Raw genomic sequence first — 26,079 nt, forward strand, 5'->3', positions numbered from 1 at the left:
TTGACTATGAAGGAGCCGCGGATCCTGTTCGTCCACGCCCATCCGGACGACGAGTCCATCGGGACCGGGGCGACCATGGCCAAATACGCCGCCGAGGGCGCCCATGTCTGCCTCGTCACCTGCACGCTGGGCGAGGAGGGCGAGGTCATCCCCGAGGAGTTGCGCCATCTGGCCTCCGACAAGGAGGACAGCCTGGGCGAGTACCGCATCGGCGAGCTGGCGGCGGCGTGCGAGGCGCTCGGCGTCCGCGACCACCGCTTCCTCGGCGGGGCGGGCCGCTGGCGCGACTCCGGCATGATGGGCGCGCCCACCAACGACGACCCGCGCTGCTTCTGGCAGGCCGACGTCACGACGGCCGCGCTGGACCTCGTCCCGGTGATCCGGGAGCTGCGCCCGCAGGTCATCGTCACCTATGACGAGCGCGGCAACTACGGGCACCCCGACCACATCCAGGCGTACCGGGTGGCGTGGCGGGCGTTCGAGCTGGCCGCCGACCCGGCCCACGAGGACGGCGCCGAGCCGTGGCGGGCCGCCAAGTTCTACGCCTACGCCACCCCGCGGACCGTCCTCGCCCGCGCGATCGCGGTGATGCGCGAGGCCAAGCTGCCGTTCGCCCGCGTCGCCGGGCTGGACGAGCTGGGCTCGGGCGTCCCGGACGGCCAGGTCACCACGGTGGTGGACGCCCGCGCGCACCTGCCCGCCAAGCTCGCGGCGCTGCGCGCCCACCGCACCCAGATCGTCGTCGCGCCCGAGCAGGTCGGGCCGTTCTTCGCGCTCTCGAACAACCTGGGGCAGCAGGCGTTCGGCACCGAGTACTTCGTCCTGCAGGCCGGTGAACTCGGCCCGCTCGGCCCCGGCCGCCGGGAGAAGGACCTCTTCGCCGGCCTCGCCGGCGCCCGGGACTGACCGCCCGGTTTCCCGGCATCGCCCGGCAGGCCGGGCCGGTACCCTGGCGTCCGTGGACAAGGACGACGACGCGCACGTCAGCCTCGCCAAGGAAGGCGATCCGGCGCCGGTGGACGCCGGCCCGCCCGGCCTGGAACGGGCGGGCGGCGAGGGCGCCGGCGACGCGTTCCTGTCCGGTGCCGCCTACGCGGCCCTCGGCATCCTCGGCGGCGTCTTCGGCGTGGTCGGCTCGTTCGCCCAGGACTGGACCGCCGGCCCCGTCCCGCTCGCGGCGATCGTCCTGGTGGGGCTGGTGTTCGCGATGGCGCGGCTGTCCGGCCGGGGGATGGGCGGGCGGCTCGGCGGGACGGTCCCCGCGGTCGTGTGGGGCATCGTGGTGTTCGTCCTGTCGATGCGCCGCCCCGAGGGCGACCTCGTCGTCCCCGCGACCCTCGCCGGCTACGTGTTCATCATCGGCGGCATGGTCGCCGCCGTGCTCGGGGTCATGCTGACGCCGCCGGCCCGCCCGCCGGGCGACTGGCTGCTCGGCAAGGCGGGCCGCACGCGCGGCTAGGGCGTCAGGACGCGAGCGGAGCCGGTTCGGGGTCCGCCGTCGCGGCCGGTGTCCCGGTCCGGTGGCCCTTCAGGGTCAGGCAGGCGGCGGCGCTCAGCAGGATGACGCCGATCGGCAGCCACATCGTCGGCTTCATCGCGTGCACGAAGCCGTGCGAGAACACCTGGCCGGCCAGCTCGTGGACGCGGTGCGCCACGCCCGGCGGGACACCGGCCGGGAGCTGCTGCCGGGCGCCGCTCTGCCCGGCGCCGACCTCCAGGCCGCCCTTGGCGGCGTCCGCGAACCCCTGCACGAAGCCGCCGCGGACGTCGGCCGGAAGCGCCGCCGAGCGGGCGGTCGCCTCGTCCCGGAGCGCGGACGCCAGCCGGTTCTGCATCACGGCGCCGACCGCCGCGCTGCCGAGCACGGACCCGACCTGCCGGATCGTGTTGTTGACGCCGGACGCGGCGCCCGCGAGCCGCGGCGGGACGTTCCGGGTCGCCTCGGTGGCCATCGGCGCGAACACGCCGCCGATGCCGAAGCCGGCCACGACGAGCGGGGCGACGAAGGCCGTCCAGTGCGTCCCGACCTCGGCGACGAGGACGAGCCACACCATGCCGAGGCCGTAGAGGGCGAGGCCGGCCATCAGGATGAACTTGCCGCCGATGCGGTCCGACATCCGTCCGGCGACGGGCGCGAGGAACATCGACACGATCGAGGACGGCGCCATCACCAGGCCCGCCTCCAGCGCGCTGAAGCCGAGCACGGACTGCAGGTAGATGGTCATGGGCAGGAACATCCCGATCATGCCGACCGAGACGGCCGCGCCGACGAGGTTCAGGAGGGTGAAGTTGCGGTCCCGGAACAGCGAGAACGGGACGAGCGGCTCGCCGTCCTGGCGGCCCCGCTGCTGCACGACGAAGATCGCGAACAGGCCGAGCCCGGCGGCGACGAGCCCCCAGATGCCCTCGTTCCACTCGTACTTCTGGCCCTCGGTGAGTGCGAAGGTGAGGCAGAACAGCGCCGCGGATGCCAGCAGGACGCCGGGCAGGTCGAACCGGTGCCGGACGGTGCGGGTGTGGCCCGGCAGGATCGGCACCGCCATGGCCAGCACCAGGATGCCGATCGGCAGGTTCACGAAGAAGATCCACCGCCAGTCGAGGGTGGTGACGAGCAGGCCGCCGACGGTGGGCCCGGCGATGGTGGACACCCCGGCGACCGCGCCCCACACGCCGAGGGCGGCGCCGCGCCGCTGCGGCGGGAACACGCCGATGATGATCGACATGGTCTGCGGCATCAGCAGCGCCGCGCCGAGGCCCTGCACGGCGCGGGCCGCGATCAGCTGCGCCGGGCTCTGCGCGACACCGCACGCCAGGCTGGACAGCGTGAACAGGGCGACGCCCGCGATGAACAGGTTCTTCTTGCCCCACAGGTCGCCGAGGCGGCCGGCGGTGATGAGCAGGACGGCGAGCACCAGGATGTAGGCGTTGACGACCCACAGCACCTGGTCGAGCGAGGCGTCCAGCTTGTCGATCATGCCCGGGATCGCGATGTTCACGATCGTCAGGTCGAGCAGCGTCATGAAGAATCCGAGGGAGAGCGTCAGCAGGATCGCCCAGGGATTGCCGCGCCATTTGCTCATGAGGCCCCCTTGTCGTCGGTGTGGTGCGGTCGTGGCCGAGGCCGCGGGTGGCAGATCGCCCGCGTCTCGCTGTCCTTCCAGGTGAGCCGGCCGGCCTCCAGGTCGTCGACGATCCCGCGCACGTAGTCGAGCTCGCTGCGCAGGCGTGCGATCAGCCATTCCTGGTCGATCAGCTTGTAGCGCTCGATGCCCTGCTTGCGGAGCGAGTCGTGGGCGGCCTGGTGCCCGGCCAGCGCCGCTTCCAGGGAGACGGTCCGGTTGCGCAGCAGGCGCGCGACCTCGCCTTCCGGGAGCAGGTTGATGAACGCCAGCCCGGTGCCGAACAGCGGGAACTCCTCGCTCGGACGGGCGAGCAGCTCGGCGAGCCGGAACTGGGCGGCGTCGCGTCCGGCGGTGGTCACCGCGTAGACGGTGCGCTCGGGGCGGCGCCCTTCGCGGCTGGTCTCCAGCGGCTCGATGAGGCCGGCCGCGGCGAGCCGCTCCACCGAGTGGTAGAGCGAGCCGTGCGTGATCTTGACGGCCTGGTCGTAGGCGTGGTCGCGGATGCGCTGCTGCATCTCGTACGGGTGCATCGGGCTGTCGCACAGCATGCGCAGCACCGTCAGCGCGAGCGGTGTGAGGGGTCGGGACATGGCGCCGGCCTCATGGTCGGAGGTGGATTAGTCCACTCAGACTAATCCATCCAGACTGTGACCGCCAAATGGCCCGCTATTTCCGATATTTCCCAGGTTATGGGCGGCTCAGCGCACGGCGTCCACCGAGTTGGCCGCCCCGTTGCGGGCCACGTAGTCGCCGACCCGGTCCTCCCGGACGGCGGTGAACAGCTCGCGGGAGCCATCCTCGTCCAGGAGTACGACACTCTGGCCGTCCCGCTCGGCCGTCCCGGCGACCGGGGCGGTCACGTACTCCAGCAGCGACGTCCTGAGCAGCCGCTGGGCGAGCCCGCGCAGCGTGCCGGCGGTCACCGAGTCGTCCACGGTCACCGAGCGGGTCACCGCCCGGATGAACCGGTCGATCTTGATCGGGTTGCGGGTGTCCAGCGCCTTGGCCGCGAGCGCGTTCAGGAACGCCTGCTGCCGCTTGATCCGGTCGAGGTCGCCGCCCGGCAGGTTCCACCGCTGCCGGACGAAGTCCAGCGCCTCGACGCCGTTCAGGTGCCGGCGCCCGGCCTCCCACGTCCGGTCGTGCATCGGGTCGAAGGTCTTCTTGGTGATGGTGACGTCCACGCCGCCGAGCGCGTCGGTCATCGTGACGAACCCGCCGAAGTCGAGCGCGGCGAAGTGGTCGACGCGGACGCGCGTCAGCTGCTCGACGGACCGGACCAGCAGCGCGGGACCGCCGTAGGCGAACGCCGCGTTGATCTTCGTCCGGCCGTGCCCGGGGACGGGCACCCAGCCGTCCCGCGGGATCGCGACGACCGACACCCGGTCGCCGCGCCCGGACAGGTGCACCAGCATGATCGTGTCGGCGCGGGCGCCCATCGAGGGCATGTCGGCGCGCCGGTCGGACCCGATCAGCAGCCAGTTCTCGCCCCGCCCGCTGGAGGACGGGCGCCCCGCCCCGGTGGGCAGCGCGCCGGACACCCGGTCGACCTCCCCGTCGTAGGCGCGTTGCAGCAGGTAGAGCCCGCCGCCCATCACCAGCAGGAGGCCCACCAGCAGCCCTCCGCACCCGAAGGCCACCCGGCGCCCGCCCCAGTTCCGCAGCATGCCGCCCACCCTGCCCCCGGGCGCGGGCCGCGCCGACACGCCGGGGCGGGCGGCGGTCAACCCTTTGACGAGAAACGGGTTTGCGATGAACGAGGGAACGCCGCCGGGCGCCGTTGCCCGGCGGCGTTCCCTGGTCAGGGGACCTCGTCAGCCCTTCAACGCGATTTCCAGCTGGTCGAGGGCCCAGTCGAGGTCGGCGCGCTCGATGACGAGCGGCGGGGCGAGGCGGAGCGTGGTCTCGTGGGTCTCCTTGGCGAGGACGCCGAGGTCCATGAGCCGCTCGCTGACCGGGCGGGCCCTGCCGTGCAGCTCGACGCCCGCCCACAGCCCGCGGCCGCGGACCTCCCGGACGAGGTCGCCGGGCAGCCGGCCGAGCCGCTCGTGCAGGTGCGCGCCGAGCGTCCGGGACCGCTCCTGGTACTCGCCGGTCTTCAGGATCGCGATCACCTCGCGCCCGATCGCGCAGGCGAGCGGGTTGCCGCCGAACGTCGAGCCGTGCTGGCCCGGCTTGAAGACGCCGAGGACGTCGCGGTCGGCGACCACCGCGGAGACCGGCATGATGCCGCCGCCGAGCGCCTTGCCGAGGATGTAGACGTCCGGGACGACGCCCTCGTGCTCGACCGCGAACGTGGTGCCGGTGCGGCCGAGGCCCGACTGGATCTCGTCCGCGATCATCAGCGCGCCGTTCGCGGTGCACAGCTCCCGCACCGCCCGCAGGAACCCGCTCGGCGGGACGTTCACGCCGGCCTCGCCCTGGATCGGCTCGATCAGCACGCCGACCGTGGCGTCGTCCATCGCGGACTTCAGCGCGTCGACGTCGCCGTACGGGACGGTCCGGAAGCCCGGCGTGTAGGGGCCGTAGGAGTCGCGGGCGTCGGGGTCGGTGGAGAAGCTGATGATGGTGGTCGTGCGGCCGTGGAAGTTGCCCTCGAAGGTGATGATGTTCGCCCGGTCCGCCGGGACGCCCTTTACCTCGTAGCCCCACTTGCGGGCGGTCTTCAGCGCCGTCTCGACCGCCTCGGCGCCGCTGTTCATCGGCAGCACCATGTCCTTGCCGCACAGCTCGGCCAGCTCGGACACGAACGGGCCGAACTGGTCGTGGTCGAACGCCCGGCTCACCAGCGTGACGCGGTCGAGCTGCCGCCGCGCGGCCTCGGTCAGCCGCGGGTTGCGGTGCCCGAAGTTGACCGCCGAGTACGCGGCCAGCATGTCGAGGTAGCGGCGGCCCTCGGCGTCGGTCAGCCAGACGCCGTCCGCCTCGGAGACCACGATGGGGAGGGGGTGGTAGTTGTGCGCGCTGTGGTCCTCGGACATCGCTCGCAGCTGGTCGGTGGCCGTCACGACGCTCCTTTCGCGGCTCGGCCCGGCCCGTCGGGCCGGGACATGGCTGGGACCCCGGACGGCGGGCCGGTGCCGAGGGTGAGGGCCGGGCGGGGTCAGGTGGCCGCCGGTCCGCTTCCCAGCGTATGTTCGGAGTTGACCGCCGACCAATGACGAAAACCGACTTCGGGGGTGTTGTTTGTTGCGTCTTGACGAGCTGGACCGTCGAATCGTTGCGCAACTCCTGGCGGACGGGCGCGCGTCCTACGCGCAGATCGGCGACCGGGTCGGGCTGTCGGCCCCGGCGGTGAAGCGGCGCGTCGACCGGCTCCGCGCGGACGGGGTGATCAACGGTTTCGCGGCCGTCGTCGACCCGGCCGCGCTCGGCTGGACGACCGAGGCGTTCATCGAGATCTTCTGCACCGGCGCGACGTCCCCGGAGGAGATCTACTCCAGCGTCCGCGGCCACCCGGAGGTCGTCGCGGCGTACACGATCAGCGGTGACGCGAGCGCTCTCGTGCACGTCCGGGCCCGCGACATCCAGCACCTGGAGCAGGCCCTCGAACGGCTCCGCCGGGAGGACAACATCACCGCGACGAAGACGGCGATCGTCCTGTCCCGGCTGATCGGGCGCCCCACCGACGCGCCGTCGCACTGACCCTTGGTCGCACTGACCCGAGACCGCCTGCGTAGGCTTCCGCCATGGACTTCGCGACCGCCGACCTGATCGACGATTTCGGGGACGAGCTGCGCAGCTGCGAGACGCAGTTCCGGCAGTACGGGGCGCGGACGGTGTTCGCCGGACCCGTCTCGACCGTGCGCTGCCACCGCGACAACGGGCTGGTGAAGAAGCTGCTCAACACGCCCGGCGAGGGCCGCGTGCTGGTCGTGGACGGCGCCGGGTCGCTGGCGTCCGCGCTGATGGGCGACATGATCGCCGCGGCGGCGGTGGCGAACGGGTGGGCCGGGGTCGTGATCAACGGCGCGGTGCGGGACGTGGCGGCGCTCGCCCGGCTGGACCTCGGCGCGAAGGCGCTCGGCTCCAACCCGCGCAAGAGCGCCAAGGACGGCGCGGGCGAGGCCGACGTCCCGGTGACGTTCGGCGGCGTGGAGTTCCGGCCCGGCGACTGGCTCTACAGCGACGCCGACGGCATCGTCGTCGCCGGACGCGAGCTTCCCCTGTGACCTGCGGGCATCGCGCGAACTGCCAGGGCGTTCCGCGCAAGATCGGCTAAGTCGGCCGTAGCCGGGCGCGGCGCACCGTCTTACCTTCACTCAGCAACCCATCTGAGGCAGGGGAGACATGCGCGCCAAGAAGATGCTGCTGGTGCCCGCGGCGGCGATGGGGCTGGTCGTGGGAGTCGCGGCCGTCCCGGCCGCCGCGCAGCCGAGACCCCCCATCCCGGAGCCGACCGCCAACCCGTGGCAGATGCGGCACTGGCCGCAGACGCAGCCGTGGCAGCGCGCGGAGCCGGCCGCGCGCACGTTCGCCGCCGGCACGCCGCGTCCCATCGATCCGCAGAAGTACGAGCTCCCCGACACGATGACCTGGGACGACTACCGGTCCGTTCCGGGGACGTCGTGGGCGGACCCGTCCCGCAAGGGGTCGGTGAGGAACTTCAACGTCGCGGTCGTGCTGGCCGACTACCCGAACCAGCCGTTCGAGGTGACGCAGCCGAAGAACTCCTCCATCTTCGGCAACCCGACGATGGTGGGGGACGTCCCGCGCGACCAGGTCGCCAAGTTCTACCAGGACTTCCTCAACAAGCCGCAGGAGCTGAACCGCGGCCACACGCTCCACGAGTACTGGATGGAGGACTCCGGCGGCCGGTACGGGGTGAACCTCACCGGTTTCGGCGCGTACCGCATGCCCGCCAAGGACCATGAGTACGGCGTCGACGGCATGCAGGGCGGGACGGGCTGCCCCGCCGGCGACACCTGCGAACGCGACCTGCGCAAGGACGCGCGGGACGCGTGGGTCGCCGACATCGGCGAGGAGGCGGCGGGCGAGTTCGACTTCGTGTTCTTCCTCAGTGCTGGGCAGGACGAGTCGTCCACCTGGCAGGAGTTCGGCGAGATGAAGTTCGGCACGCCGGAGAACGTGCCGGCCGAGTGGGGGCCGGGCGACCCGGCCCTGCCGAACTGGGTGAAGACCCGCTACATCCCCTGGACGTCGTGGCAGGCCGGCTCGACGATCTGGCCGAACGCCATCGCCGGCGTCTCGTCCACCCAGGCGGAGAGCTCCGGCATGTCGGTGTACGCCCATGAGTTCAGCCACATCCTGGGCATCGGCGACAACTACAACAACCCGTACGGCGTGCCGCCGCGCCGCGCCTTCAGCGGCCCGTGGGACATGCTCAGCCGCGGCACGTTCAACGGCCCCGGCGGCCCGCACAGCCGATGGACGATCCCGGCGACGGGCGGCGGCTCCATGGGCGCGCAGCACATGCTGCGCAACAAGCTGAAGCTGGGCATGGTCGATCCGGCGAAGGTGCTCCAGCTCGACCGGGACGGGCTCGCCGCGTCCGGCATGGTCGTGGCGAGGGTGACGGCGCGGGCGGCCGAGCCGGGCAGGGGCGGCCTCGCGGGCATCAACCTGAAGCTCGGCGCGGGCGGCGACGAGAGCCCGGCCTGCGACACCGGCGAGGACCCGCTCTGCGACGGCGGCGGCTACGACAACTACACCCTCGAGGTCGTCGACCGGATGGGCACCGACTCCTTCACCCCGGACTCCGGCGTCCTGCTGGCGAAGACGAAGGACGAGGACCGCGCCCCGTTCATCTGGGTCGCGGACGCCAACCCGCAGGACATCGACAAGGTCGACTTCGTCATGCCGGACGGCACGCCGCGCAAGATGACGATCGGCGACTACCGGCAGCTGTCGGACGCGCTGTACCACGCCGGGACGAACTCCGGCAGCGAGTACGAGTACGTCGACGAGGCGAACCGGCTGCACTTCTACGTCCTCGACCTTCGGCGGGACCGGAAGGGCGTCCTGTCCTACACGGTCGCGGTCCGCTCGCTGGACGGCGCCGGGCCGCAGCGGCGCGGCGTGCGGGTCGACTCGGGCCGCGCCCGGCCGACCGGCGGCGGCTGGGCCAAGTGCACGCTGGCGCTCCGCAACACGGGCCGCGGCGGCAGCGGCCACCACGGCTCCGACGTGTTCCGGCTGAAGGCCGCCGTGTCCGGCGAGGGCTGGACGACGTGGCTGCCGAACGAGCTGGCCACCGCCAAGGCGAAGGGCCGGACGCACGTCGAGGTGTGGGCGAAGGCGAAGCCGGGCGCCGACCGGCGCGCGACGCTCCGGCTGACGGGGACCTCGGAGAGCGACCCGTCGAAGTCCGACACCGGGACGTGCCGCCTTGGCTGACCGGACTGACACGGGCTGATCGGACTGACCGGACCTGACCTGCCCGCGAGGACGGGACGGCCCCCGCGCGGGGCCGTCCCGTCCCTCATGTCCGGGTGATGACGGAAGTTTGCCTTTCCCGAGATCGTGCCGGGGTCGTCCGTCCCGTCCGGCCTGGGTAGGTGCGGACTGTGATGATCTTGCAGCATATGGTGACCATTGTTCGGTGGCCGGGGGCGGCGGCCCTCGCGGCCGGGGTCCCGCTCGCCGCGCTGGTGGCCGCTGCCCCGGGCATCGCCCACGCGGCGCCCGCGAAGAGGACGGCGGTCGCGAAGGGGGCGGTGTGGGCGGCCCCGCTGAAGGTCCGCGACTTCGACCTGCGCCGCGGCGCCGACCGGAGCGCGCCGCTGCGGGCGCTCGCCGGCCGGCTGCGCAGGACCGGCGTCGGCGCGCTGCTCGGCGCGTCCGGGTCGAGCAGGCTGGGCCGGGGCTGCGGCAAGGCCGCCGCGGTGCCGTCCGGTGCGCAGGTGTACTGCTTCGACCGCGCGGACACCGCCACCCGCGCGTGGATCCCGCAGGGCGTGACGAGCGTGTCGGACGCCGTCGCGGGCGAGCGGTGGTCGGGCGGTGACCGCCCGCTCGTCGTGTCCTGGCACGAGAACGGCAAGGTCAGGATCACGTTCGTCGACCCGGCCCGGCGCCGCTACCGGCACGTCCTGCTGGTCGAGCCGGTCATGAAGGGCCGGCACGTCACCTACCGGGACATCAAGGTCCACGCGGGCGGCATCGCCTGGTACGGCGACAGGCTCTACGTGGCCGACACCTGGCGCGGGCTGCGCGAGTTCGACATGCGGCAGATCTACGACCTGGCCAGGAGCAAGGCGGGCTCGACCGGTCACGCCGGCCGGGTCGGGCTTCACCGTGGCAAGTACTACGCCCACGGATACCGCTTCGTGATGCCGCAGACGGGCGACCGGAGGTTCACGCGGGGGCGCGCCCGCGCGTGCAAGGGGTCGGGGCCGCTGCGCATGTCGTGGGTGGGCGTCGACCGGACCCGGTCGCCGCACGTCCTCATCGCGGGCGAGTACTGCCGCCCGGACCAGGCGCGGGGACGCGTCGTCACCTGGCCGATGGCGGCGCTGGCGGGGAGCGGGACCGCCCGCGCCACCTGGGGGGCGCCCCTGCCGGGCGACCGGATCCAGGGCGGGGTCAGGACGCGCGGCCACTGGTGGTTCACCCAGGGCCGGGGCACCGAGCGCGGCCGGCTCCTCACGACCCGGCCGGGCCGGAACGGATGGGGCCGGGTGAAGTACCGGACGATCTCGCACGGCCCCGAGGATCTGTCGTGCTTCCGTGGCCGGCACCGGATCTGGACGATCGCGGAACGTCCGAACAAGCGGGCTCTATGGAGCTTCCACGCGAGCCCATGCGGTTGAAGACCCAGACGGCCCCGACCGCCATGACGCCCAGCGCGGCGGCGATCCAGGCGGTCGACCTGTAGCCCGCCCCGGCGTCGATGGCGAGCCCGCCGAGCCAGGGCCCGACGGTGATACCGACGTTGAACGCGACCACGGTCCCGGCCGCGACCAGCGTCGGCGCGCCGTCCACCAGCCCGAACGCCCGCGAGTTGAGCGTCGGGTTCGTCCCGAACCCGACGAGGCCGAGCAGGAAGACGAGCACCACCACGGGGAGGGGCGACCCGGCCGTCAGCGCGAGCAGCACCGACACGACCGTGAGGCCCCCGAACCCGGTGTACAGGGTCGGGACGCCCCACGCGTCGGCCGTCCGCCCGCCGGCGGTGATCCCGATGAGGGCGCCGACGCCGTAGAGCGCGAGCACGCCGGGGACCCACCGCTCCGCGATCCCGGTCGTCTCGGTCAGCAGCGCCCCCAGGTAGCCGAAGGTGACGAGGAGCCCGCTCGTGGCCACCGCGATCGTCCCGTACAGGACCCACAGCCGGGGGACGGCGAGGGCCCGCACCTCGTCCCGTACCCGGGGCGGTGCGCCCTCGGAGCGCCCCGCCGGGATCGTCGCGGCGACCCCCGCCATCGTGGCCGCGGACATCGCGGCCACCACCCAGAACGCCGCCCGCCAGCCGAGGTGCTGCCCGACCACCGTCCCGGCCGGAAGCCCCACGATCGCCGCGACGGTGAGCCCGCCGGCGACGACGCTCATCGCCCTGCCACGCGCTCTCGCCGGGACGAGGTCGACCGCCGTGGCCGCCGCGACCGCCCAGAACCCGGCGTAGACGAACGCGCCCACGACGCGCATCGCGAACAGCGTCCAGTACCCGGGTGTCAGCGCGCTGACCACGTGCGTCAGCGCGAACACCGCGAGGAACGCCAGGAGCGCCCGCCGGTGCGGCCACCGCAGCGTCAGGACGGCGAGGACGGGCGCGCCGGCGAGCATGCCGATCGCGAAGGCCGAGATCAGCAGCCCGGCGGCGGGCACGGAGACCCCGAGGTCGTGCGCCATGCCGGGCAGCAGGCCGGCCAGCATCAGCTCCGACGTGCCCTGCGCGAAGATCGCCAGCCCCAGCACGTAGACGGCCAGTGGCATCGGTGTCCTCCAGTATTGGATAGATCAGTACAAAATTGGGCCGAAAAAAGGGGCGGCGCGCGGGCCGCCGGGGTCTAGACCGAGTGCATGGCGGTGTCGGCGATCGCCGTGAGGGCGGGCCGCCCCGCGCCGCCGCGGGCGGCGACCTGGATACCGCTGATGGTCGAGATCATGAAGTGCGCCAGCGCGTCCGCGTCCTTGGCGGGGTCGATCTCGCCCGCCTGGACGGCGCGCTCGATCGCGGCCTTGAGGGCGGCGAGCCGCCGGCGCCGGTCCCGTCCGAGCCGCTCGGCGATGTCGGGGTCGTGCGGGCCGAGCTCGACGGTCGCGTTCACCACGAGGCACCCGGACGGGTCGTTCTCGTCCGGGGCGACGGCCCACTCCAGAACGGTGCGGAGCCGCTCCCGGATCGGCGTCCCGTCGTCCTTGAGCAACTCGATGAGCCGGGTGGTGCGCACGTCCATGTAGTGCGACAGCGCCTTGACGAACAGTTCGTGCTTGCTGGCGAACGTGTTGTAGATGCTGCTGCGCCCGAGCCCGGTGGCCGCGCACAGCTCCTGCGTGGACGTCGCCTCATACCCGGCCGTCCAGAACGCCCGCATGGCCGCCTCGACGGCCCGCCCCTCGTCGAACTTCCTGGGCCGCGCCATACCCGCACCGTAACACGTTATGGACAGCTCGATCCAATATGGCTCAGGCGAGCTCGTCCAATCGGACGAGCCGGTGCCGGTCCGGGTGTGCCAGGAGAGCCTGACCGTGGGCCAGGGGGCCGTGCAGTTCGGGGGGAATCTCCCACAGCCTCGCCTCGTGCCCGCCGACGTAGCTGGTCAGCAGCACGGGGGCGCCCAGCTCCCGCAGGGCGACGACCACGGGATCGAGCGGTTCGCCGAGCGTGATCTGATGCCGCGCGAGCACGAGGTGGATGCCGTGCTCGCGGCTGGTTCTCAGCTGGGGGAGGAACTCGGCGAGCGGATCGTCCCGGAGCAACCGCTGGCGACCCGCCACGACGATGTAGACCGCGGGGCCGCTGCCGCTGATCAGGCGCGCCCTCACACTCCAGATGGCCTCGTTCAGCATCGGGCCGAAATCGTCGGCCGACGTCGTGTACCGCACACCGGCCTCCGCCCAGCCGGTCCTGGGGGTCAGCCGGGCATCGCCCTCGTCCAGGACGTAGACGGCCTGGTCGCGACCGGTGCCGGTCGACACCAGCTCGTCCACGATCCGGCGCACCAGGACGGTCTTGCCGGATCCGTACGGGCCGCTGATCAGCAGATGCCGATCGATGCCGAAGTCATGGAGCGCCGGCTCGCCGGTCTCAGGGGCGGTGCCGAGCCTCACCTGGCGGGACGCCCGCGCTCGGGGGCGTGCGGGGGTCGCATCGAAGGCGGAGACCCATCGGAAGCGTTCGGCGAAGCCGGGCACCGTGCGGAACAGTTCGCGGAAACGGGCCGGCTCGCCGCAGAGGATCATCAAGGGGCCGTCGGGGTCCTCGTCCATTGCGGAGATCAGGCTCTCGATGGTGGCGGCGCCGAGGTAACCGGTCTCCGGATCCTGGTCCGGCCGGTCGTGGACGAGGACGGCACCGCCCGGGGTGAGCCTGTAGATCCCCGACACGGTGGCGGCGGGATCGTCCTCGGAGCCCGGCGACTCGGCGTACGCCAGCGAGGTCAGGTTGCTCCGCGTGAGCGCTCCGAGGTCGGCGAGCATGTCCACGTACAACCGGGCCGCCGCGGACATCTCGGGCGTACGCGGCCCGGGAAGGACCAGATGGCGTGGCCCGCCGGGGACACCGTCGCGGACGTCGTCGGCCTCTGCCTGCAAGATCTGCCGCAGCGCGTCCCGCACCCGTGCGCCGTCGACCGGCTCGCCCTCGGGCGTCCGCCGCCTGTCCTCGACCGCCTCGTCCAGGCCGGTGATCAGGCGGTCCAGCGCGGCCGGGGCCACGGCATCCAGCGCGGTTCGCCGGCGCTCGCGGGGTCCGATGACCAGATCGTCGACGATGGTGCCCTCCGCCGACATCGCCCGCCAGCGGTTCCGAGCCCGGGTGACGAAGTCGTCGACGACGGAGGCGGGGGGCTCCTCCGCCACGGTGAACGGTTGCGGAGAGCCGCCGCCGGCGAGGAGGTACGCCGCTCTGTCGTCGGGAAAGGGGAGGTTCGGTCGTCCGAGGACGCGTTCAAGCTCGGCGGGAGGCAATCGGCTCGCCGCGATGCGCCACCCGAGGAGGGGCAGGAAACGGTCCCACATCGTGGTGTTCTCGACGGTGGACGAGGCGAGCAGGAGTTGCACGCCGAGGGCTCTGCCTCGCTGAGCCAGGGAGAGGAGCGTCTCGCCCACCTCGCGCCTGCTGGACGGGAACGTCAGCGACACGTCGGCCACGACCAGCAGGCGCGGCGCCTCTTCGGAGGGCGTCGTGGTGGTGGCCTCGGAGGCCCCCGGGATGTTCCGCGGTGGCCTGGCGGACCGGGTGCCGAGTTCGTGCGTCAGGTAGTCGAGGAAGCGCTGGAGCTCGTCAGGGTGCCCGAGCAGTTCGTCCCGCGTGTAGCGGACGTGCGGGAGATCGAGGGGTTCGCCGAGAGGATGCTCGCCCAGGCCGGCGAAGGCGAGGCTCAGGTTCGCGGGGGAGTGCCCGGCGGCGAGGGCGAGGGTGACAACCCGGACGATGCGCTGCCTGTCTTCGGGGGTGCCGGTGATCAGGCCGTGCGGGAGCCCGGCGGAGGCGTCCAGCGGGTAGAGGCTGACGACGTTTCCGGCCGGGTCGTAGCCGATCGCCGGGTTGCGCGGAGTGGAGGCGGGCCGTGCCCAGGCCTCCTGGAACATCCCGCTGGGGCCGCCGCCGTTCAGCCGGAGCACGTCGAACCGCGGGACGGCGGAGGGCACGACTTCCGGCTCGGGCTCCGCGGTGGACGGGGAGGTCTCGTACCTTTCGAGGAAGTGCCTCCGCATGCGGTTCCCAAGAGGGGCGACGCTGTCCGCGAGGATGCGGGCGGGTCGGAACCGGGGGCGGGCCTGCTCGCCGAAGACGTGAAGGAAGGCCGCGTCCTCGTCGTGCCGGCTGGGCGTCCCGAGCACCCAGCCGATCCTGTCCGCGAACGGCGTCGGTGCGGGCGAATCCGAGGGTGAGCAGAGCACGAAGGTGATGCCGTGGGCCGGGCCTTCTCTGTAGAGATCTTCGAGCGACGTCCCCAGGTCCGGATACGCCTCCAGCAAGGGGCCGAAGTCGTCGATGACCGCGATGAGGGCGGGGAGCGGATCGAGTGGCCGTCCGTCGTCGACGGCGGCCTGGTACTCCTCCCAGGTGCCGACTCCGGCGGCCCGGAGGATGCCCTTCCGGCGCTGTCGCTCGGCCTTGAGAACCTTGGGTATGTCGCTCACCGCATGAGAGGACGCCGCCGGGGCGTACACGCCCTGGGTCGTGTGCGGAAGGCTTCCGAGGCCGGCGAACGACATGGGCTCGGCGAAGCCGAAGAAGTTGAAGGTGACGATGTTCGGCGAATGGGTCAGCGCGAGGCTGAGGACGAGTGTCCGCATCAATGCGTCGCGTTCGGGGCGTGGACCGGTGATCTGCCCGTGCGGCGGTTCCGGATCGCCGCGGAGGACGTCCAGCCATACCGGGCCGACGTTGTCCACTCCGATCAGCGTGGGGCGCGGGGGCCGGTCCCAGTCGTCGCCGAGGAGGTCGTCGACCGGCCTGCCGAGGAGTTCCAGCAGGTCGGGAGCCGCAGGCGGGCCAGGGGCGAGGTGGTCGCGGGCCTCCGGGGTGAGGACGGCGAAGTGGTCGGTGTCGGCCGCGAGGGCGACCGGGCCGCCGTCGGTGGGGAGCAGGGCGCGGAACGTCTCGGCGGACGTCCCGGCGCGGCGCTCGATCTCGGCGGAGACGGCTTCCAGGACGTGCCGGGTGTGCAGCGCCTCGGGGCGCGGGAGGGTGTCGAGCAGGGCCTCGCGGGCGCCGGGGACGAACGCGTAGTGGACGCCGCCCGCCGGGCGGAGCAGGCCGCTGAGCAGGACCTCGGCGAGCTGCCCCGGTCCCGAGCCGCCGAGGACGCGGTGCTGGATGAGCCGCATCACCGGGAGGGACGGGACGGAGACGGCGACGTGCGCGGCGAGTTCGGCGGCGTCCGGGGACGCGGTGGCGAGGAAGCGGCGGACGCGTTCGGCGACCGGCAGTTCCCGCTCGCGACGTACCGGGGCGGCCGTCCCGGACGGGCGGGCGGGCAGCGTCGCGACGGCGGCCGGCTGCGGTTCCGAGCCGGCGACCAGCCGGGCCCAGGCGCCGAACCAGCGCGGCGAGATCTCCAGGACGGGCACCGGCACCCCGGCCCCGGCGGCGCCGTCGTACGGGGTGAAGCGCAGGTCGGTGTTCGGCGCGCCGGGGCGCGGGAGGTGGGCGAGGCCCGGCGCGGCGGGGGCGGCGGTGCGCCGCCAGAGCCGCTCGGCGAGGGGCTGGACGATGGCGGTCGGCCCCGCCTGGGCCCAGCTGCGGACGGCGTGGGCGGCGCGCCCGTCCCACCAGTGCGGGCCGGAGCAGTCGCTGAGGACGAGCACGGCCTGGCGGCCGGAGGTGTCCAGCAGCGTGCGCGGGTCCCGGGGCGGGGCCTCGGGCGAGGAGGTGACGCGGCCGGTCGCGTCGAGGTAGCTGACGTGGACGTCCTGGAACGCGCCCTGGCGGACGAGCGTCTCGGCCAGCTCGCGGGCGAGCGGACGCCACAGCCGCATCGTCGGGCCCGCGTCCACGACCAGGCTGAGGCCGAGCCAGCGTTCCGGCGACGGGACGAGGACGGGCGTCCACAAGCGGGTGTCGGCGATGCGGGCGGCGGTGGCGTCCTCGTCCAGCTCGCGCCGGTGCCTGGAGGGGACGCGGCGCTTCAGCGGGCGCAGCGCCCGCTGCACGCCGAGCGGGTCGGCGAGCATCGGCGCGGTCGGGACGAGCACCTCGGACGCCTCACCCACCGGCTCCGCCTCGGTGGCGGGACGGGGATGGAGCCCGGTCAGCGGCTCGGCGGGCGGGGGCGGTGCGGGCGGGGCGGGGGGCGTCGCGAGGCCGGGTTCGTCCGCGCGCCCTTCGGAGACGGGCGGCAGAACCGGCGGCCCAGGGGGAGCTGCCTCTCCGGGAGGGGAGATGTGGCAGGCGAGCCACAGCATCTCGCTCAGCTCGCGGGCGTCCGGCGGCGGCCCGATGGCCGAGAGGGCGTCCCGGAGGCGGTCAATCGTCATCGACGGGCCCGGTCAGGTAGGGCATGATGCGGTCGGCCAGGGCGCGGCGGTCCTCGGTGTCGGCGTGGCGGCACAGGTAGACGGCGTTGAGGAGCTGGTCGGTGGCGAGCGTCCCGGCCGTGGAGCGTTCGAAGAAGCGGCGGACGAGGTCGTCGCTCTGGTCGGCGAGGCCGCCGAGGTGCTCCCGGACGATCGCCGACAGCTCGGCCTCCCCGGACGGCTGCCGCAGCTCGACCGTCACGCATCGCCGCAGGAAGGCGGGCGGGAACTCGCGTTCCCCGTTGCTGGTCATCACGACCAGCGGGAACGCGCGGCACCGCACGGTCCCGGCGGTGACGGTGACGCGGTCGCCGGGACCGTCGGCGGTCATGACCTCGGCGGACGGGTCGGCGCGGCGGGTCAGCTCCGGCAGCTCGTACTCGCCCTTCTCGAAGATGGTGAGCAGGTCGTTGGGAAGGTCGATGTCGCTCTTGTCGATCTCGTCCACCAGCAGGACGCGCGGCCGTTCGTAGGGCAGCAGCGCGGTGCCGAGCGGCCCGAGGCGGATGTAGCGGCCGATGTCCTCCTCGCGCGGGGCGTCGTCCCGTCCGGCCGCGTACAGGCGGGTCAGCGGGTCGTACTGGTAGAGACCGTCCCGCAGGGTGGTCCGGCTGGTGATGGGCCAGTGCAGGACGGGGCCGAGACCGAGTTCGTGCGCCACCGCGTAGGCCAGCGTCGATTTCCCAGTACCGGGCGGCCCGGTCACGAGCAGCGGACGACGCAGGTACAGTGCGGCGTTGACCTGCTGCACGGCGTCGTCCGAGGGCCGGTAGGTCGTCGCCTGATGCTCGTTCCCCGAAGGCCGGTCGGGGATCGGCAGGACAGGTTCACCGTCGAACGCGCGCCATGGCGGCGGTGGAGGCAGCCGGTCGATGCCGTCATGCCTGAGACGGCTCCCGGTGTAGAGCAGCCAGTCGGGCACCTATACCTCCATGGCGAGCGGGGGGTCGGGCAGCCGGGACGGGTCGTCCCACAGCAGCGTCAGGTCGCGGCCGGGATGCGGCGCGTCCTTGGGGGCGAGGAGGGCGGCCTTGCGCAGGGCGAGCGCCACCTGCGGCAGGTCGCCCGGGTGCTTGTCGCAGACCGCGCCGGTCAGCTCGTCGAGGACGTGGTGCCCGCGGCAGTTCTCGTGGGACGACGCGTCGCACGGGGTGCGCGTCCAGAGCATGACGGGGATGCCGTTGTTGAGCGCGGCCGTCAGCCAGCTCTTCACCGGACGCGACCCGTAGACGAGCACGCAGAAGTCGATGTTCGCCTCAAGCCAGTCCTGGAACTCGCTGCCTTTGCGGGGTGCGTCGCACGCGATCGGACGCGGTTCGCTGCGTCCCCGCTCGTTCAGCAGCCGCCAGCGGTGGTGGGCCTGGTCGCGCCGGATCGAGTCGGGCCGCAGCCGTTCCACGTCCCGCACCACCACCGGGTACTTGCGCATCGAGATCCTGTTGCGCGGGTCGACGTACCACTGCTCGAACGGCTTGCCGAGCCAGCTCTCCGGCACCGCGAACTCGATCATCCAGTCGCGTCCGAACAGCGCGGGCGCCAGCGCCGCGACGCCCGCCTCGACCACCGGCCGCACCCGCCGCTCGGGCACCCGCTCGGTCGGGCGCCCCGGGCCTTCCGCCCCGTCGATCCAGGTGTGCACGGTCACGTCGAAGGCGTTGTCGAACGTGACCCGCTCCAGCCGGACGATCACCGACGCGGGCCCGGACCTCGGGGCCGCCGGCGCCGCGCCGGGCAGGTGCCGCGCGGACCATGCGGTGAGCCGCCGCCGTCCGGCCTCGTCCAGATGCCGCCCGAGCCCGGCGACGAACCGGACGAGCCGCTCCTCCTCCCAGCCTTCGGCGACGTACCGCACCGACCCCCACGCGGACCGGAACCCGCCGAGCGGCGGGCGGCCGGTGACGCGTTCGAGGTCGGCGGCCAGCGGGTCGGTGAAGCGCACGCCGTCGAGGAGCTCCCGCAGCTCCCGCCGCGCGCCCGCGGTGAGCCACCGCAGCGGCAGTAGATCGTCCAGCTCTTCCCAGTACGTCCGGATGTGCGTGATGGGGAGCATCCAGCCGAGGTCGGCCCGGTCGCCGTGCCGCAGCTCGGCGTTCGTCACCATGCCGATGACCTCGCCAGTCGCCGGGTCGTACACGGCCGACCCGCTGTAGCCCTCCTCCAGCCAGTCGCCCGGCCCCGTCTTCAGCTCCCACCACTCGCGCCGCATCCCGCGATGCGGGAACGTGGTCACGGACGCGTGCCGCTCGTTCTGGTCGGGCCGCCACGGGAACCCGCAGGCGCCGAACGTCCGGCCGCCGGACGTGCGCTCGCGCAGCCCGTCGGGCGCCGCCAGCCGCGCGGGCGTGTACGGGACGGGCTCGCGAAGTTCCAGGACGGCGACGTCACCCGGGTCGCCCTCCCGGAGCCAGTCGCCGCACCGGATCACCGTGACGGGGAGGTCCTCCCGCAGCCCGGGGAACCCCACCCGCGCCTCGTCCATCCCCTGCACAGTGTGCGCGCAGGTCAGCAGCCTCGTGCTGGTCACGAGGAACGCCGCGCCGAGCTTGCCGCCGGACGCGGGGCCGACCCAGGCGCGCCACTGCCAGTCGTCCACGATGCGGCTACGCCCCCTCCGCGCCGCCCACCGGCCGCCCCCAGGTCAGCTTGACCTTCAGGTGCCCCTCGACGGACGTCTTCGCGATGACGGCCCCGGCCGCCGCGTTCAGCTTCACCCCGAACTCCAGCTCGACCGCGTCCGGGTCCAGTTCCCCGCCGCGCAGCGAGGCGAGCGCCGTCTCCGCCGCGTCCCGGACGTTCTGGAACGCGTCCTCGAACTTGGCGGCCGCGTCATGGACCAGCCCCCCGGCGCGGGACACCGACTGGAACCCCGGCTCTCGTGCGTCGCTTTCCACGACGATCGTGCCGTTCTCGGTCTGCCACCGCACCAGTTCGTTCACCCGGCCAATTTAACAAGTTGACCTCCTTCCGACGGCTGAAGCCGGGGGATACCGGTCGGCTCGCGGCCAGATCGATCGGCACTCGACTAGTGCCGGTCAGTGGGCTCTATCGCCGATCCAGCGCAGCGGCCTGGCGAACGCGAGCTGGACCAGCCGGTCGGTGAGGAAGCCGCAGGCGCCGAGGCTGATCATCGCCGCGATGACATAGTCGAAGCGGAACTGGTTGTAGGAGTCGATCAGCACATAGCCCAGCCCCGACTTGGCACCGAGGATCTCCGCGATGACCACCGTCGTCCAGGCGATGGCGGCGGCCACCCGCAGGCCGACCGCGATGGACGGCAGCGCGGCGGGCAGCACCACCTTCCCGATCACCTCCCCGCGGGTCGCGCCGAGCATCCGGGCGGCGCGGATCATCCGCACCTCGACGTACCGTGCGCCGGACAGGGTGTTGATGTAGACGGGGAAGAACGTCGCCAGCGCGGTGAGGAACACCGCCGGCCGGTCGCCGATGCCGAACAGCACCAGCGCCAGCGGGACCCAGGCGGTGATCGAGATCGGCCGGATCGCGTTGATCGTCGGGTCGAGGGCCCGCCGGGCGAGCAGCGAGACGCCGCCCGCCAGGCCGAGCACGACGGCGAGCGCGGATCCGATCAGGTACCCGGTGAGGATCCGCACCAGGCTGGCGCCGACGTGCTCGCTCCAGGTGCCCGAGTAGATCGACGCGGGCACCAGATCACCGGTCGTCCCGCTGCCGGCGATCCAGACGAGGAGCGCCGCGGCCGCCTTCGTCGCCGGTGGGAAGAGCCCGTCGGCGAGCAGTCGTTGCCGTCCGGCGTACTCCCACAGCGCCAGGACGACCAGCGGCACGATGATCGGGATCAGGCCGCGGGCGACCCGCCGGGTGACGGCGAGGGGTCCCGGCCGATTCGATTCCGGGGGACGGACCGTGTCCGTTCCCGGGGTGGAGTCCGTGGTGGTCATCTGCCGCTCACCCCTTGCCCAGCTGCGTCGCCGGCTTGCCCGTCGCCTTCTCCATGAACGTGTAGTCCAGCCGTGCCACCAGGTCCGGAGTGGTGTCGCGGGGAATCTCGCCGAGTTCGGCGAGCGTCTGCGGCACCTGCCGGATCTGCTGCAGGTTCAGGTCGGGGTACCACCGGACGTGCTCGGACTCCAGGGCAGCGGCCAACGGCGCCGACTTGCCGCTGGACGCGGCGTACTTCTGGAACGTCTGCACCCACAGCCCCTTGTCCCCGTCGAGCTTCGCGCCCTGGGCGAGGAAGGCGGTGACGGCCTTCTGCACGTCCCCCCGTCGCTTGCCGATGACCGCGTCGCCGGCGAGCACGCCGCTGGCGACGAAGAACGAGCCGTCGTACAGCGTCGACTGTATGCTCGGGACGATCTTGCCGAACCCGCCGTCCACGGCGAGTTCGGAGTTCGGCGGGAACGTGACCATCGCGTCGATGTCGCCGCGTTGCAGGGCGAGGTTGAGTTCGTTGAAGCTCTGGATGTTGACGAACTTCGAGTCCTTGTTCAGGTTCAGGCCCTGGGCGGCCATCGCGGTCACGATGTTGACGTACTGGGTGGAGCCGCGGACCGATCCGATCCGCTTGCCCCGCAGGTCCGCCCAGCCGTTGATGCCGCTGTCCTTGCGCGCCACGAACACCGAGCCGTTCGCGCTGATGCCGGAGACGAAGCGGGCCCGCAGCTTCTGGGTGGCAAGAATGGACGCGACGTTGTTGTAGCCGGCCGTTCCCATGTCGATCGACCCGGACGAGAGCGCGACCAGCACATCGTTACTGCTCTTGAACGGCACGAGCTCGGCCTTCAGCCCCTGCGATTCCAGCTGGTCGGGGAGCGACGCCCAGGAGGCCCACGACAGCGCCGGGACCCAGCCGAGCTTGAGGGGCGCCGCCGAACCGGACGACCCGTCGGACGAGCCGCAGCCCGGGAGGACGGCGATCGCCAGGGCCGCGGCCGCTGTCGGCAGCCATCTGCGGAAGGTGGTGCGAACTGTCATGGAAGTCTCCTTCATGGCGGGCCTCGGATGCACGCGACGCGTGCCGAGACCACGGCTGGGGCCCCGTCGGACAGCGCGGATCAGCGGCGCGCTTCGAGCTGATCGGCCCGTACGGCCTCGGAATGCAGGGTGTCGAAGAGGCGCGCCTTGAGTTCGAGGAACTCCGGCGCTCTGGTCATCGCGTAGCTACGGGGCCGGGGCAGAGGCACCTGGAGTTGCTCCTTGACCCGGCCCGGACGCGCGGTCATCACCACCACCCGGTCGCCGAGCAGCAGCGCCTCGTCGATGTCATGGGTGACGAAAAGCACCGTCTTGCGCTGGGTCTCCCATAGTTCGAGCAGGAGTTCCTGCATGATGATGCGGGTCTGCGCGTCCAGGGCGCCGAACGGTTCGTCCATGAGCAGCACGGGCGGGTCGTTGACCAGCACCCGGGCGAGGCCGACCCGCTGCCGCATGCCGCCGGACAGTTCGAGCGGGAGGTTGTCGGCGAATCCGGTGAGGGCGACGCGGTCGATGATGCCGTCGACGGCTGCGCGGCGGCGCGGATGCTTCCGGCCGGCGCGCAGCGAAGGGCCGAAGGCGACGTTCTGCCGCACGGTGAGCCAGGGAAAGATGTTGGCGTCCTGGAACACGACTCCACGGTCGACACCGGGTGCCGTCACCGGCTCTCCGTCCACGACGCAACGGCCGGACGACGGTGCCTGGAAGCCGGCGATGACGTTGAGCGCCGTGGACTTGCCGCAGCCGCTCGGGCCGAGCAGGCAGACGAACTCCTCGTCCGCCACGCTCAGATCGAGCCGGTGCAGGGCGGTGACTTCGGCCGCGCCCCGTTTCGGGCCCGGGAAGGCGACGGTTACCTCTGCCAGGTCGATGTTGGCCATCAGGAATCTCCCGGGACTGAGCGGGTGCGTCATGGTTGCGACAAAGTTAAATTCCTGACCGGTGCATGGGTGATGCTTGTTTCGGCAATATCGATACCCGCACGGCTATCGGGGTGGACGCCTGGTTCAGGCGAGATCGTGTGCAGTGCCGTGCTTAGCTGGAGCGAAGTGCGGCCAGGGGAGGACCCAGGATGATCACGGTGGAGCAGGTGCGGGAGCTTGCGAGGACGCTGCCGCGGACGTCGGAGCACCTGATCAGGGACCGGGTGAAGTTCCGCGTCGGCTCGATCGTCTACGTGGCGTTCTCCCAGGACGAGACCGTGATGGGCTTCGCCTTTCCCAAGGAGGAGCGTGCCGCGCTCGTCGAGTCGGAACCGGCGAAATTCCACCTGCCGAGTGAATCCGACATGCGCTTCAACTGGGTCCACGCGTGGACGGCCGAACTCGACGAACCGGAAATGCGCGAACTCGTCATCGAAGCCTGGCGGATGGTCGTCCCCAAGAAAGTCGCCGCCGCCCGCCTCGGCCTCTGATCAGTGCGGCGGCGGGGTCAGGCGTCGGCCGGTTCGGCCTCGGGTGCCGGGTCCTCGATCGGCTCCGGCTCGGGATCCGGCCGGGCGGACGGGACGCGGCCCCACGCCATCGCGGCGGCGAAGCACGCGAACGGGAGCGCGGGCAGCATGTAGCGGTAGTCGAAGTCGACCGTGATCGGCGGGACGGCCAGGAGGACGACCGCGGACGTCCAGAAGAGCGCGGTCCGCGCGCGCGCCCGCCGCCACACGATCCCGGCCGCGCCGAGGAGCAGAACCCCGCCGAGCACGCTGCCGGGGACGCTCACACGCTTCTGGTAACCGCGCATCACGCCCGCATACGGATCGACGATGTGCGTGCGGCCCGTTCCGTGCGAGTACTCGTCCACCACTTCGCGCCGGTTACCGCCGCCGAGCACGGGCAGATCGGGCTTCCGCGCGGTGGGTTTCGTCGGGAAGTGGTACCGGGCCTCGGTCCCGACCGTCGGATAGCGCGACCGGTGCCACGAGAACGTCCGGACGAAGAAGTCGTACGAGACGACACGCAGATAGTCCAGCGGCTGGTTCTTGATGGCCCAGAACGCGAACCGCTGCGCCTGCGCGTTGGTCTCCGCGTCGAACGCCTTGCCGTTGGACCAGCCGGTCGGCGAGTTGTCCTCCCAGATCTGGTGGGACGAGGCAGGCCGTTCGTCCTTCGCCCCGTACGGGCACAGCTTCGCGATGTCGGGCGGGGGCGTGAAGCGGTCGCAGTCGGCGAACGCGGCGGTGCGTCCCCACAGGAAAATGCCGTCCACCCCGGTCATCTGGAACCGGCCGTGCTCCTGCTGGAACCACGTCGCGTACGCCCCGACCGGCAGGACGAACGTCACTGCGAGGGCCAGATGGACGGGCCAGCGCGTCCGCCTCACCAGCAGATACAGCACGGCGATCAGGAACAGCGGCAGCCCGATCGTGCGCGTGACGGACGCGAGCCCGAGCAGTGTCCCCACCAGCGCGGCCCGCCGCCAACCGGCCGCCCCCGGCTTCGCGAGCAGCAGCATCGCCCCGAACACCAGAACGGTGAAAAGGGTGTCCGACAACAGCAGATGCTCAAGTTCGATCTGAAAAGAATCCAGCAGAACCGGGGTGACGGCCAATGCGGCCCACGCACGCCGGACCTCGAAATCGCGGACGAGCATCCGATATCCGAGCGCGGCGATCCCAAGGATCGCCGCATGCTGCAACACCGTAATGAGCATCAGGCTGTGGAACGGCTTCAACGTCCACAGGAAGAGCCCGTATCCGGACGGCCGCAGCGGATGCGGGAACGGATCGTCCGCGATCCTGATGAAGTCGTAGCTGTCGTTGAACCACAGCACGCCCCGGAAACCCAGCATGGCGATGACCCGCAGCGCGATGCCCGCGAGCAGCACCACGCAGAACAGCCAATTGCGGCGAACGGCCAAGGGGGAAAACGACACCGGGAACCTAACTGTGGACGTGCGGGCGGACAGCGTCACGCCGGGCGGGCCGACCTGGCAACGTCACCACAGCCGCCGGCCGCGATCCTACCAGCGCCCCCAGCGCGTCAACGGGACCGTTGCAGGCCCAGCAGAAGCAGTTCGATCAGCCGGCGGGGATCATAATCACGGCCGCCGCCACGTCCGATGCAGAGGTTGCCGATGCCGCGCATCAGCTCGCAGGTCTCCACACGAGGCCCGATCTCGCCCGCCTCGACCCCAGCCGGGTCGCCGTGACCGGGCACTCGATGGGCGGGCACACCGCGAGCCTCCTGCTGGGTGCCCGCCTCACCGATCCGGACGACAAGCCGGAGGTCAACCTGGTCGACTCCCCAAGCGGGCGTGCTGCTCGCCGCACCCGGCAGAGGAGGCGACACCCTCGCGTCCCCACTCGGCCGCATCGAGTCCAAGTAACCGGTCAGCGGAGCCGGCCGGCCTCGCGCAGGTGATCGAAGATGACCTGGTCGACGGGTGACACACGGTCGCGGTCACCGTAACCGAGCCAGACCACCTCCTCGATCTCGCTACTGGGAACCGGTGTCCCCTGGTGGTCGGCGGTGTAGCAGGTCATCCGCACCATGACGCCTTCGGCGTGCCCATGCGCCTGAGCCCGAAAGGTGCCGAAGTACCGCGCGCTGCCGGGAACGATGGCAACGGCCAGTTCCTCATCGATCTCCCGAACAAGGGTGTCGACGTCGCTCTCCCCAGCCTCACGCTTCCCGCCGGGAAGATAATAGGCGTCCTTCCCCCGCGACCGAGTACTGAGAATCTTCCCGCCATCCAGATAGATCCAGGCGACCTTGTCAATGGTCATACCCACCATGATCTCCCACCAAGGCCGCCCACGCAGCCGCCGGCCCTGGCCCCGAAGCTAGAGTCGCGCCCCGCCCGGAGTGTCATGGACGTCCGCTCCGGCGTAGAACGCTGCTCCTCTGGGTTTGCCACA

At 72.0% G+C, this 26,079-nt stretch carries 21 protein-coding genes and 1 pseudogene; 7 read left to right on the top strand and 15 right to left on the bottom strand.

Going from position 1 to position 26,079, the window contains the following annotated elements; all coding sequences use genetic code 11:
- The first annotated feature begins 6 nt into the window (after window positions 1-6).
- Entirely contained in the window at window positions 7-906 is a 900-nt protein-coding gene (gene mshB, locus BM339_RS12590) for an N-acetyl-1-D-myo-inositol-2-amino-2-deoxy-alpha-D-glucopyranoside deacetylase (RefSeq protein WP_021598206.1), read from the top strand.
- A gap of 52 nt (window positions 907-958) precedes the next feature.
- The gene (locus BM339_RS12595; protein ID WP_021598205.1) at window positions 959-1,459 is read left to right on the top strand and encodes a DUF6113 family protein; all 501 of its coding nucleotides are present in this window, start codon (window positions 959-961) and stop codon (window positions 1,457-1,459) included.
- Window positions 1,460-1,463: 4 nt separating this feature from the next.
- Here the strand turns inward: BM339_RS12595 and BM339_RS12600 are convergent, their stop codons facing one another.
- The 4 genes from BM339_RS12600 to rocD all read right to left on the bottom strand — a co-directional run bounded on the left by BM339_RS12600 (window position 1,464) and on the right by rocD (window position 6,103).
- Window positions 1,464-3,080, bottom strand: a complete 1,617-nt coding sequence (locus BM339_RS12600; protein ID WP_075020910.1) for a DHA2 family efflux MFS transporter permease subunit — start codon at window positions 3,078-3,080, stop codon at window positions 1,464-1,466.
- Entirely contained in the window at window positions 3,077-3,712 is a 636-nt protein-coding gene (locus BM339_RS12605) for a PadR family transcriptional regulator (protein ID WP_021598203.1), read from the bottom strand. The genes BM339_RS12600 and BM339_RS12605 overlap by 4 nt, the downstream gene beginning before the upstream one ends.
- Before the next feature lie 108 nt (window positions 3,713-3,820).
- The gene (locus tag BM339_RS12610; protein ID WP_075020911.1) at window positions 3,821-4,789 is read right to left on the bottom strand and encodes an LCP family protein; all 969 of its coding nucleotides are present in this window, start codon (window positions 4,787-4,789) and stop codon (window positions 3,821-3,823) included.
- A 147-nt stretch (window positions 4,790-4,936) separates the two neighbouring features.
- Window positions 4,937-6,103 (bottom strand): ornithine--oxo-acid transaminase, encoded by a 1,167-nt coding sequence (rocD, locus tag BM339_RS12615; protein ID WP_177287687.1) that lies wholly within the window; start codon window positions 6,101-6,103, stop codon window positions 4,937-4,939.
- 208 nt (window positions 6,104-6,311) lie between these two features.
- Between rocD and BM339_RS12620 the strand changes: the two genes are divergently transcribed.
- From BM339_RS12620 to BM339_RS12630, 3 genes are all read left to right on the top strand, one after another.
- A complete protein-coding gene (locus BM339_RS12620) occupies window positions 6,312-6,767 on the top strand; it encodes an Lrp/AsnC family transcriptional regulator (protein ID WP_021598200.1) in 456 nt (151 codons plus the stop codon).
- A gap of 44 nt (window positions 6,768-6,811) precedes the next feature.
- The gene (rraA, locus tag BM339_RS12625; RefSeq protein WP_075020912.1) at window positions 6,812-7,294 is read left to right on the top strand and encodes a ribonuclease E activity regulator RraA; all 483 of its coding nucleotides are present in this window, start codon (window positions 6,812-6,814) and stop codon (window positions 7,292-7,294) included.
- 118 nt (window positions 7,295-7,412) lie between these two features.
- On the top strand, window positions 7,413-9,479 hold the full coding sequence (locus BM339_RS12630; RefSeq protein ID WP_244938428.1) for a M6 family metalloprotease domain-containing protein: 2,067 nt from the start codon (window positions 7,413-7,415) through the stop codon (window positions 9,477-9,479).
- 1,248 nt (window positions 9,480-10,727) lie between these two features.
- Here the strand turns inward: BM339_RS12630 and BM339_RS12635 are convergent.
- The 9 genes from BM339_RS12635 to BM339_RS12675 form a co-directional block, all read right to left on the bottom strand.
- Window positions 10,728-12,017: a Cmx/CmrA family chloramphenicol efflux MFS transporter gene (locus tag BM339_RS12635; protein ID WP_075020913.1), complete on the bottom strand. Its 1,290-nt coding sequence runs from the start codon at window positions 12,015-12,017 to the stop codon at window positions 10,728-10,730.
- Window positions 12,018-12,091: 74 nt separating this feature from the next.
- On the bottom strand, window positions 12,092-12,667 hold the full coding sequence (locus BM339_RS12640) for a TetR/AcrR family transcriptional regulator (protein WP_075020914.1): 576 nt from the start codon (window positions 12,665-12,667) through the stop codon (window positions 12,092-12,094).
- Window positions 12,668-12,710: 43 nt separating this feature from the next.
- The gene (locus tag BM339_RS12645; RefSeq protein ID WP_075020915.1) at window positions 12,711-17,231 is read right to left on the bottom strand and encodes an SAV_2336 N-terminal domain-related protein; all 4,521 of its coding nucleotides are present in this window, start codon (window positions 17,229-17,231) and stop codon (window positions 12,711-12,713) included.
- A complete protein-coding gene (locus BM339_RS12650) occupies window positions 17,221-18,192 on the bottom strand; it encodes an AAA family ATPase (protein ID WP_075020916.1) in 972 nt (323 codons plus the stop codon). The genes BM339_RS12645 and BM339_RS12650 overlap by 11 nt, the downstream gene beginning before the upstream one ends.
- A complete protein-coding gene (locus BM339_RS12655) occupies window positions 18,193-19,863 on the bottom strand; it encodes a VMAP-C domain-containing protein (RefSeq protein WP_021592435.1) in 1,671 nt (556 codons plus the stop codon).
- Between the two features lie 7 nt (window positions 19,864-19,870).
- Complete coding sequence (locus BM339_RS12660) at window positions 19,871-20,206, bottom strand: CU044_2847 family protein (RefSeq protein ID WP_075020917.1); 336 nt, start codon at window positions 20,204-20,206, stop codon at window positions 19,871-19,873.
- A gap of 96 nt (window positions 20,207-20,302) precedes the next feature.
- Entirely contained in the window at window positions 20,303-21,187 is an 885-nt protein-coding gene (locus tag BM339_RS12665) for an ABC transporter permease (protein WP_021592433.1), read from the bottom strand.
- A gap of 7 nt (window positions 21,188-21,194) precedes the next feature.
- A complete protein-coding gene (locus tag BM339_RS12670; protein ID WP_075020918.1) occupies window positions 21,195-22,223 on the bottom strand; it encodes an ABC transporter substrate-binding protein in 1,029 nt (342 codons plus the stop codon).
- A gap of 80 nt (window positions 22,224-22,303) precedes the next feature.
- Window positions 22,304-23,104 (bottom strand): ABC transporter ATP-binding protein, encoded by an 801-nt coding sequence (locus tag BM339_RS12675; protein WP_021592431.1) that lies wholly within the window; start codon window positions 23,102-23,104, stop codon window positions 22,304-22,306.
- 191 nt (window positions 23,105-23,295) lie between these two features.
- Here BM339_RS12675 and BM339_RS12680 point away from each other — a divergent pair, with 191 nt between their 5' ends.
- Window positions 23,296-23,637 (top strand): MmcQ/YjbR family DNA-binding protein, encoded by a 342-nt coding sequence (locus tag BM339_RS12680; protein WP_075020919.1) that lies wholly within the window; start codon window positions 23,296-23,298, stop codon window positions 23,635-23,637.
- Between the two features lie 17 nt (window positions 23,638-23,654).
- Here the strand turns inward: BM339_RS12680 and BM339_RS12685 are convergent, their stop codons facing one another.
- Window positions 23,655-25,079, bottom strand: a complete 1,425-nt coding sequence (locus BM339_RS12685; protein WP_143118384.1) for a hypothetical protein — start codon at window positions 25,077-25,079, stop codon at window positions 23,655-23,657.
- A 263-nt stretch (window positions 25,080-25,342) separates the two neighbouring features.
- Here BM339_RS12685 and BM339_RS51270 point away from each other — a divergent pair.
- Window positions 25,343-25,532 (top strand): annotated as a pseudogene (locus BM339_RS51270) (chlorophyllase); the annotation flags it as partial.
- A gap of 19 nt (window positions 25,533-25,551) precedes the next feature.
- On the opposite strand, the gene BM339_RS12695 reads toward BM339_RS51270, so the two are convergent.
- A complete protein-coding gene (locus BM339_RS12695; RefSeq protein ID WP_021592427.1) occupies window positions 25,552-25,947 on the bottom strand; it encodes an NUDIX hydrolase in 396 nt (131 codons plus the stop codon).
- Between the last annotated feature and the right edge of the window lie 132 nt (window positions 25,948-26,079).

It is taken from the genome of Actinomadura madurae (assembly GCF_900115095.1).
GTDB lineage: Bacteria > Actinomycetota > Actinomycetes > Streptosporangiales > Streptosporangiaceae > Spirillospora > Spirillospora madurae.

Coding starts and splice junctions, on each gene's coding strand:
- BM339_RS12635 (WP_075020913.1), bottom strand. CDS start 12,017: ATGCCACTGGCCGTCTACGTGCTGGGGCTGGCGATCTTCGCGCAGGGC.
- BM339_RS12680 (WP_075020919.1), top strand. CDS start 23,296: ATGATCACGGTGGAGCAGGTGCGGGAGCTTGCGAGGACGCTGCCGCGG.
- BM339_RS12630 (WP_244938428.1), top strand. CDS start 7,413: ATGCGCGCCAAGAAGATGCTGCTGGTGCCCGCGGCGGCGATGGGGCTG.
- BM339_RS12695 (WP_021592427.1), bottom strand. CDS start 25,947: ATGACCATTGACAAGGTCGCCTGGATCTATCTGGATGGCGGGAAGATT.
- BM339_RS12600 (WP_075020910.1), bottom strand. CDS start 3,080: ATGAGCAAATGGCGCGGCAATCCCTGGGCGATCCTGCTGACGCTCTCC.
- rocD (WP_177287687.1), bottom strand. CDS start 6,103: ATGTCCGAGGACCACAGCGCGCACAACTACCACCCCCTCCCCATCGTG.
- BM339_RS12640 (WP_075020914.1), bottom strand. CDS start 12,667: ATGGCGCGGCCCAGGAAGTTCGACGAGGGGCGGGCCGTCGAGGCGGCC.
- rraA (WP_075020912.1), top strand. CDS start 6,812: ATGGACTTCGCGACCGCCGACCTGATCGACGATTTCGGGGACGAGCTG.
- BM339_RS12645 (WP_075020915.1), bottom strand. CDS start 17,231: ATGACGATTGACCGCCTCCGGGACGCCCTCTCGGCCATCGGGCCGCCG.
- BM339_RS12610 (WP_075020911.1), bottom strand. CDS start 4,789: ATGCTGCGGAACTGGGGCGGGCGCCGGGTGGCCTTCGGGTGCGGAGGG.
- BM339_RS12665 (WP_021592433.1), bottom strand. CDS start 21,187: ATGACCACCACGGACTCCACCCCGGGAACGGACACGGTCCGTCCCCCG.
- BM339_RS12670 (WP_075020918.1), bottom strand. CDS start 22,223: ATGACAGTTCGCACCACCTTCCGCAGATGGCTGCCGACAGCGGCCGCG.
- BM339_RS12675 (WP_021592431.1), bottom strand. CDS start 23,104: ATGGCCAACATCGACCTGGCAGAGGTAACCGTCGCCTTCCCGGGCCCG.
- mshB (WP_021598206.1), top strand. CDS start 7: ATGAAGGAGCCGCGGATCCTGTTCGTCCACGCCCATCCGGACGACGAG.
- BM339_RS12605 (WP_021598203.1), bottom strand. CDS start 3,712: ATGTCCCGACCCCTCACACCGCTCGCGCTGACGGTGCTGCGCATGCTG.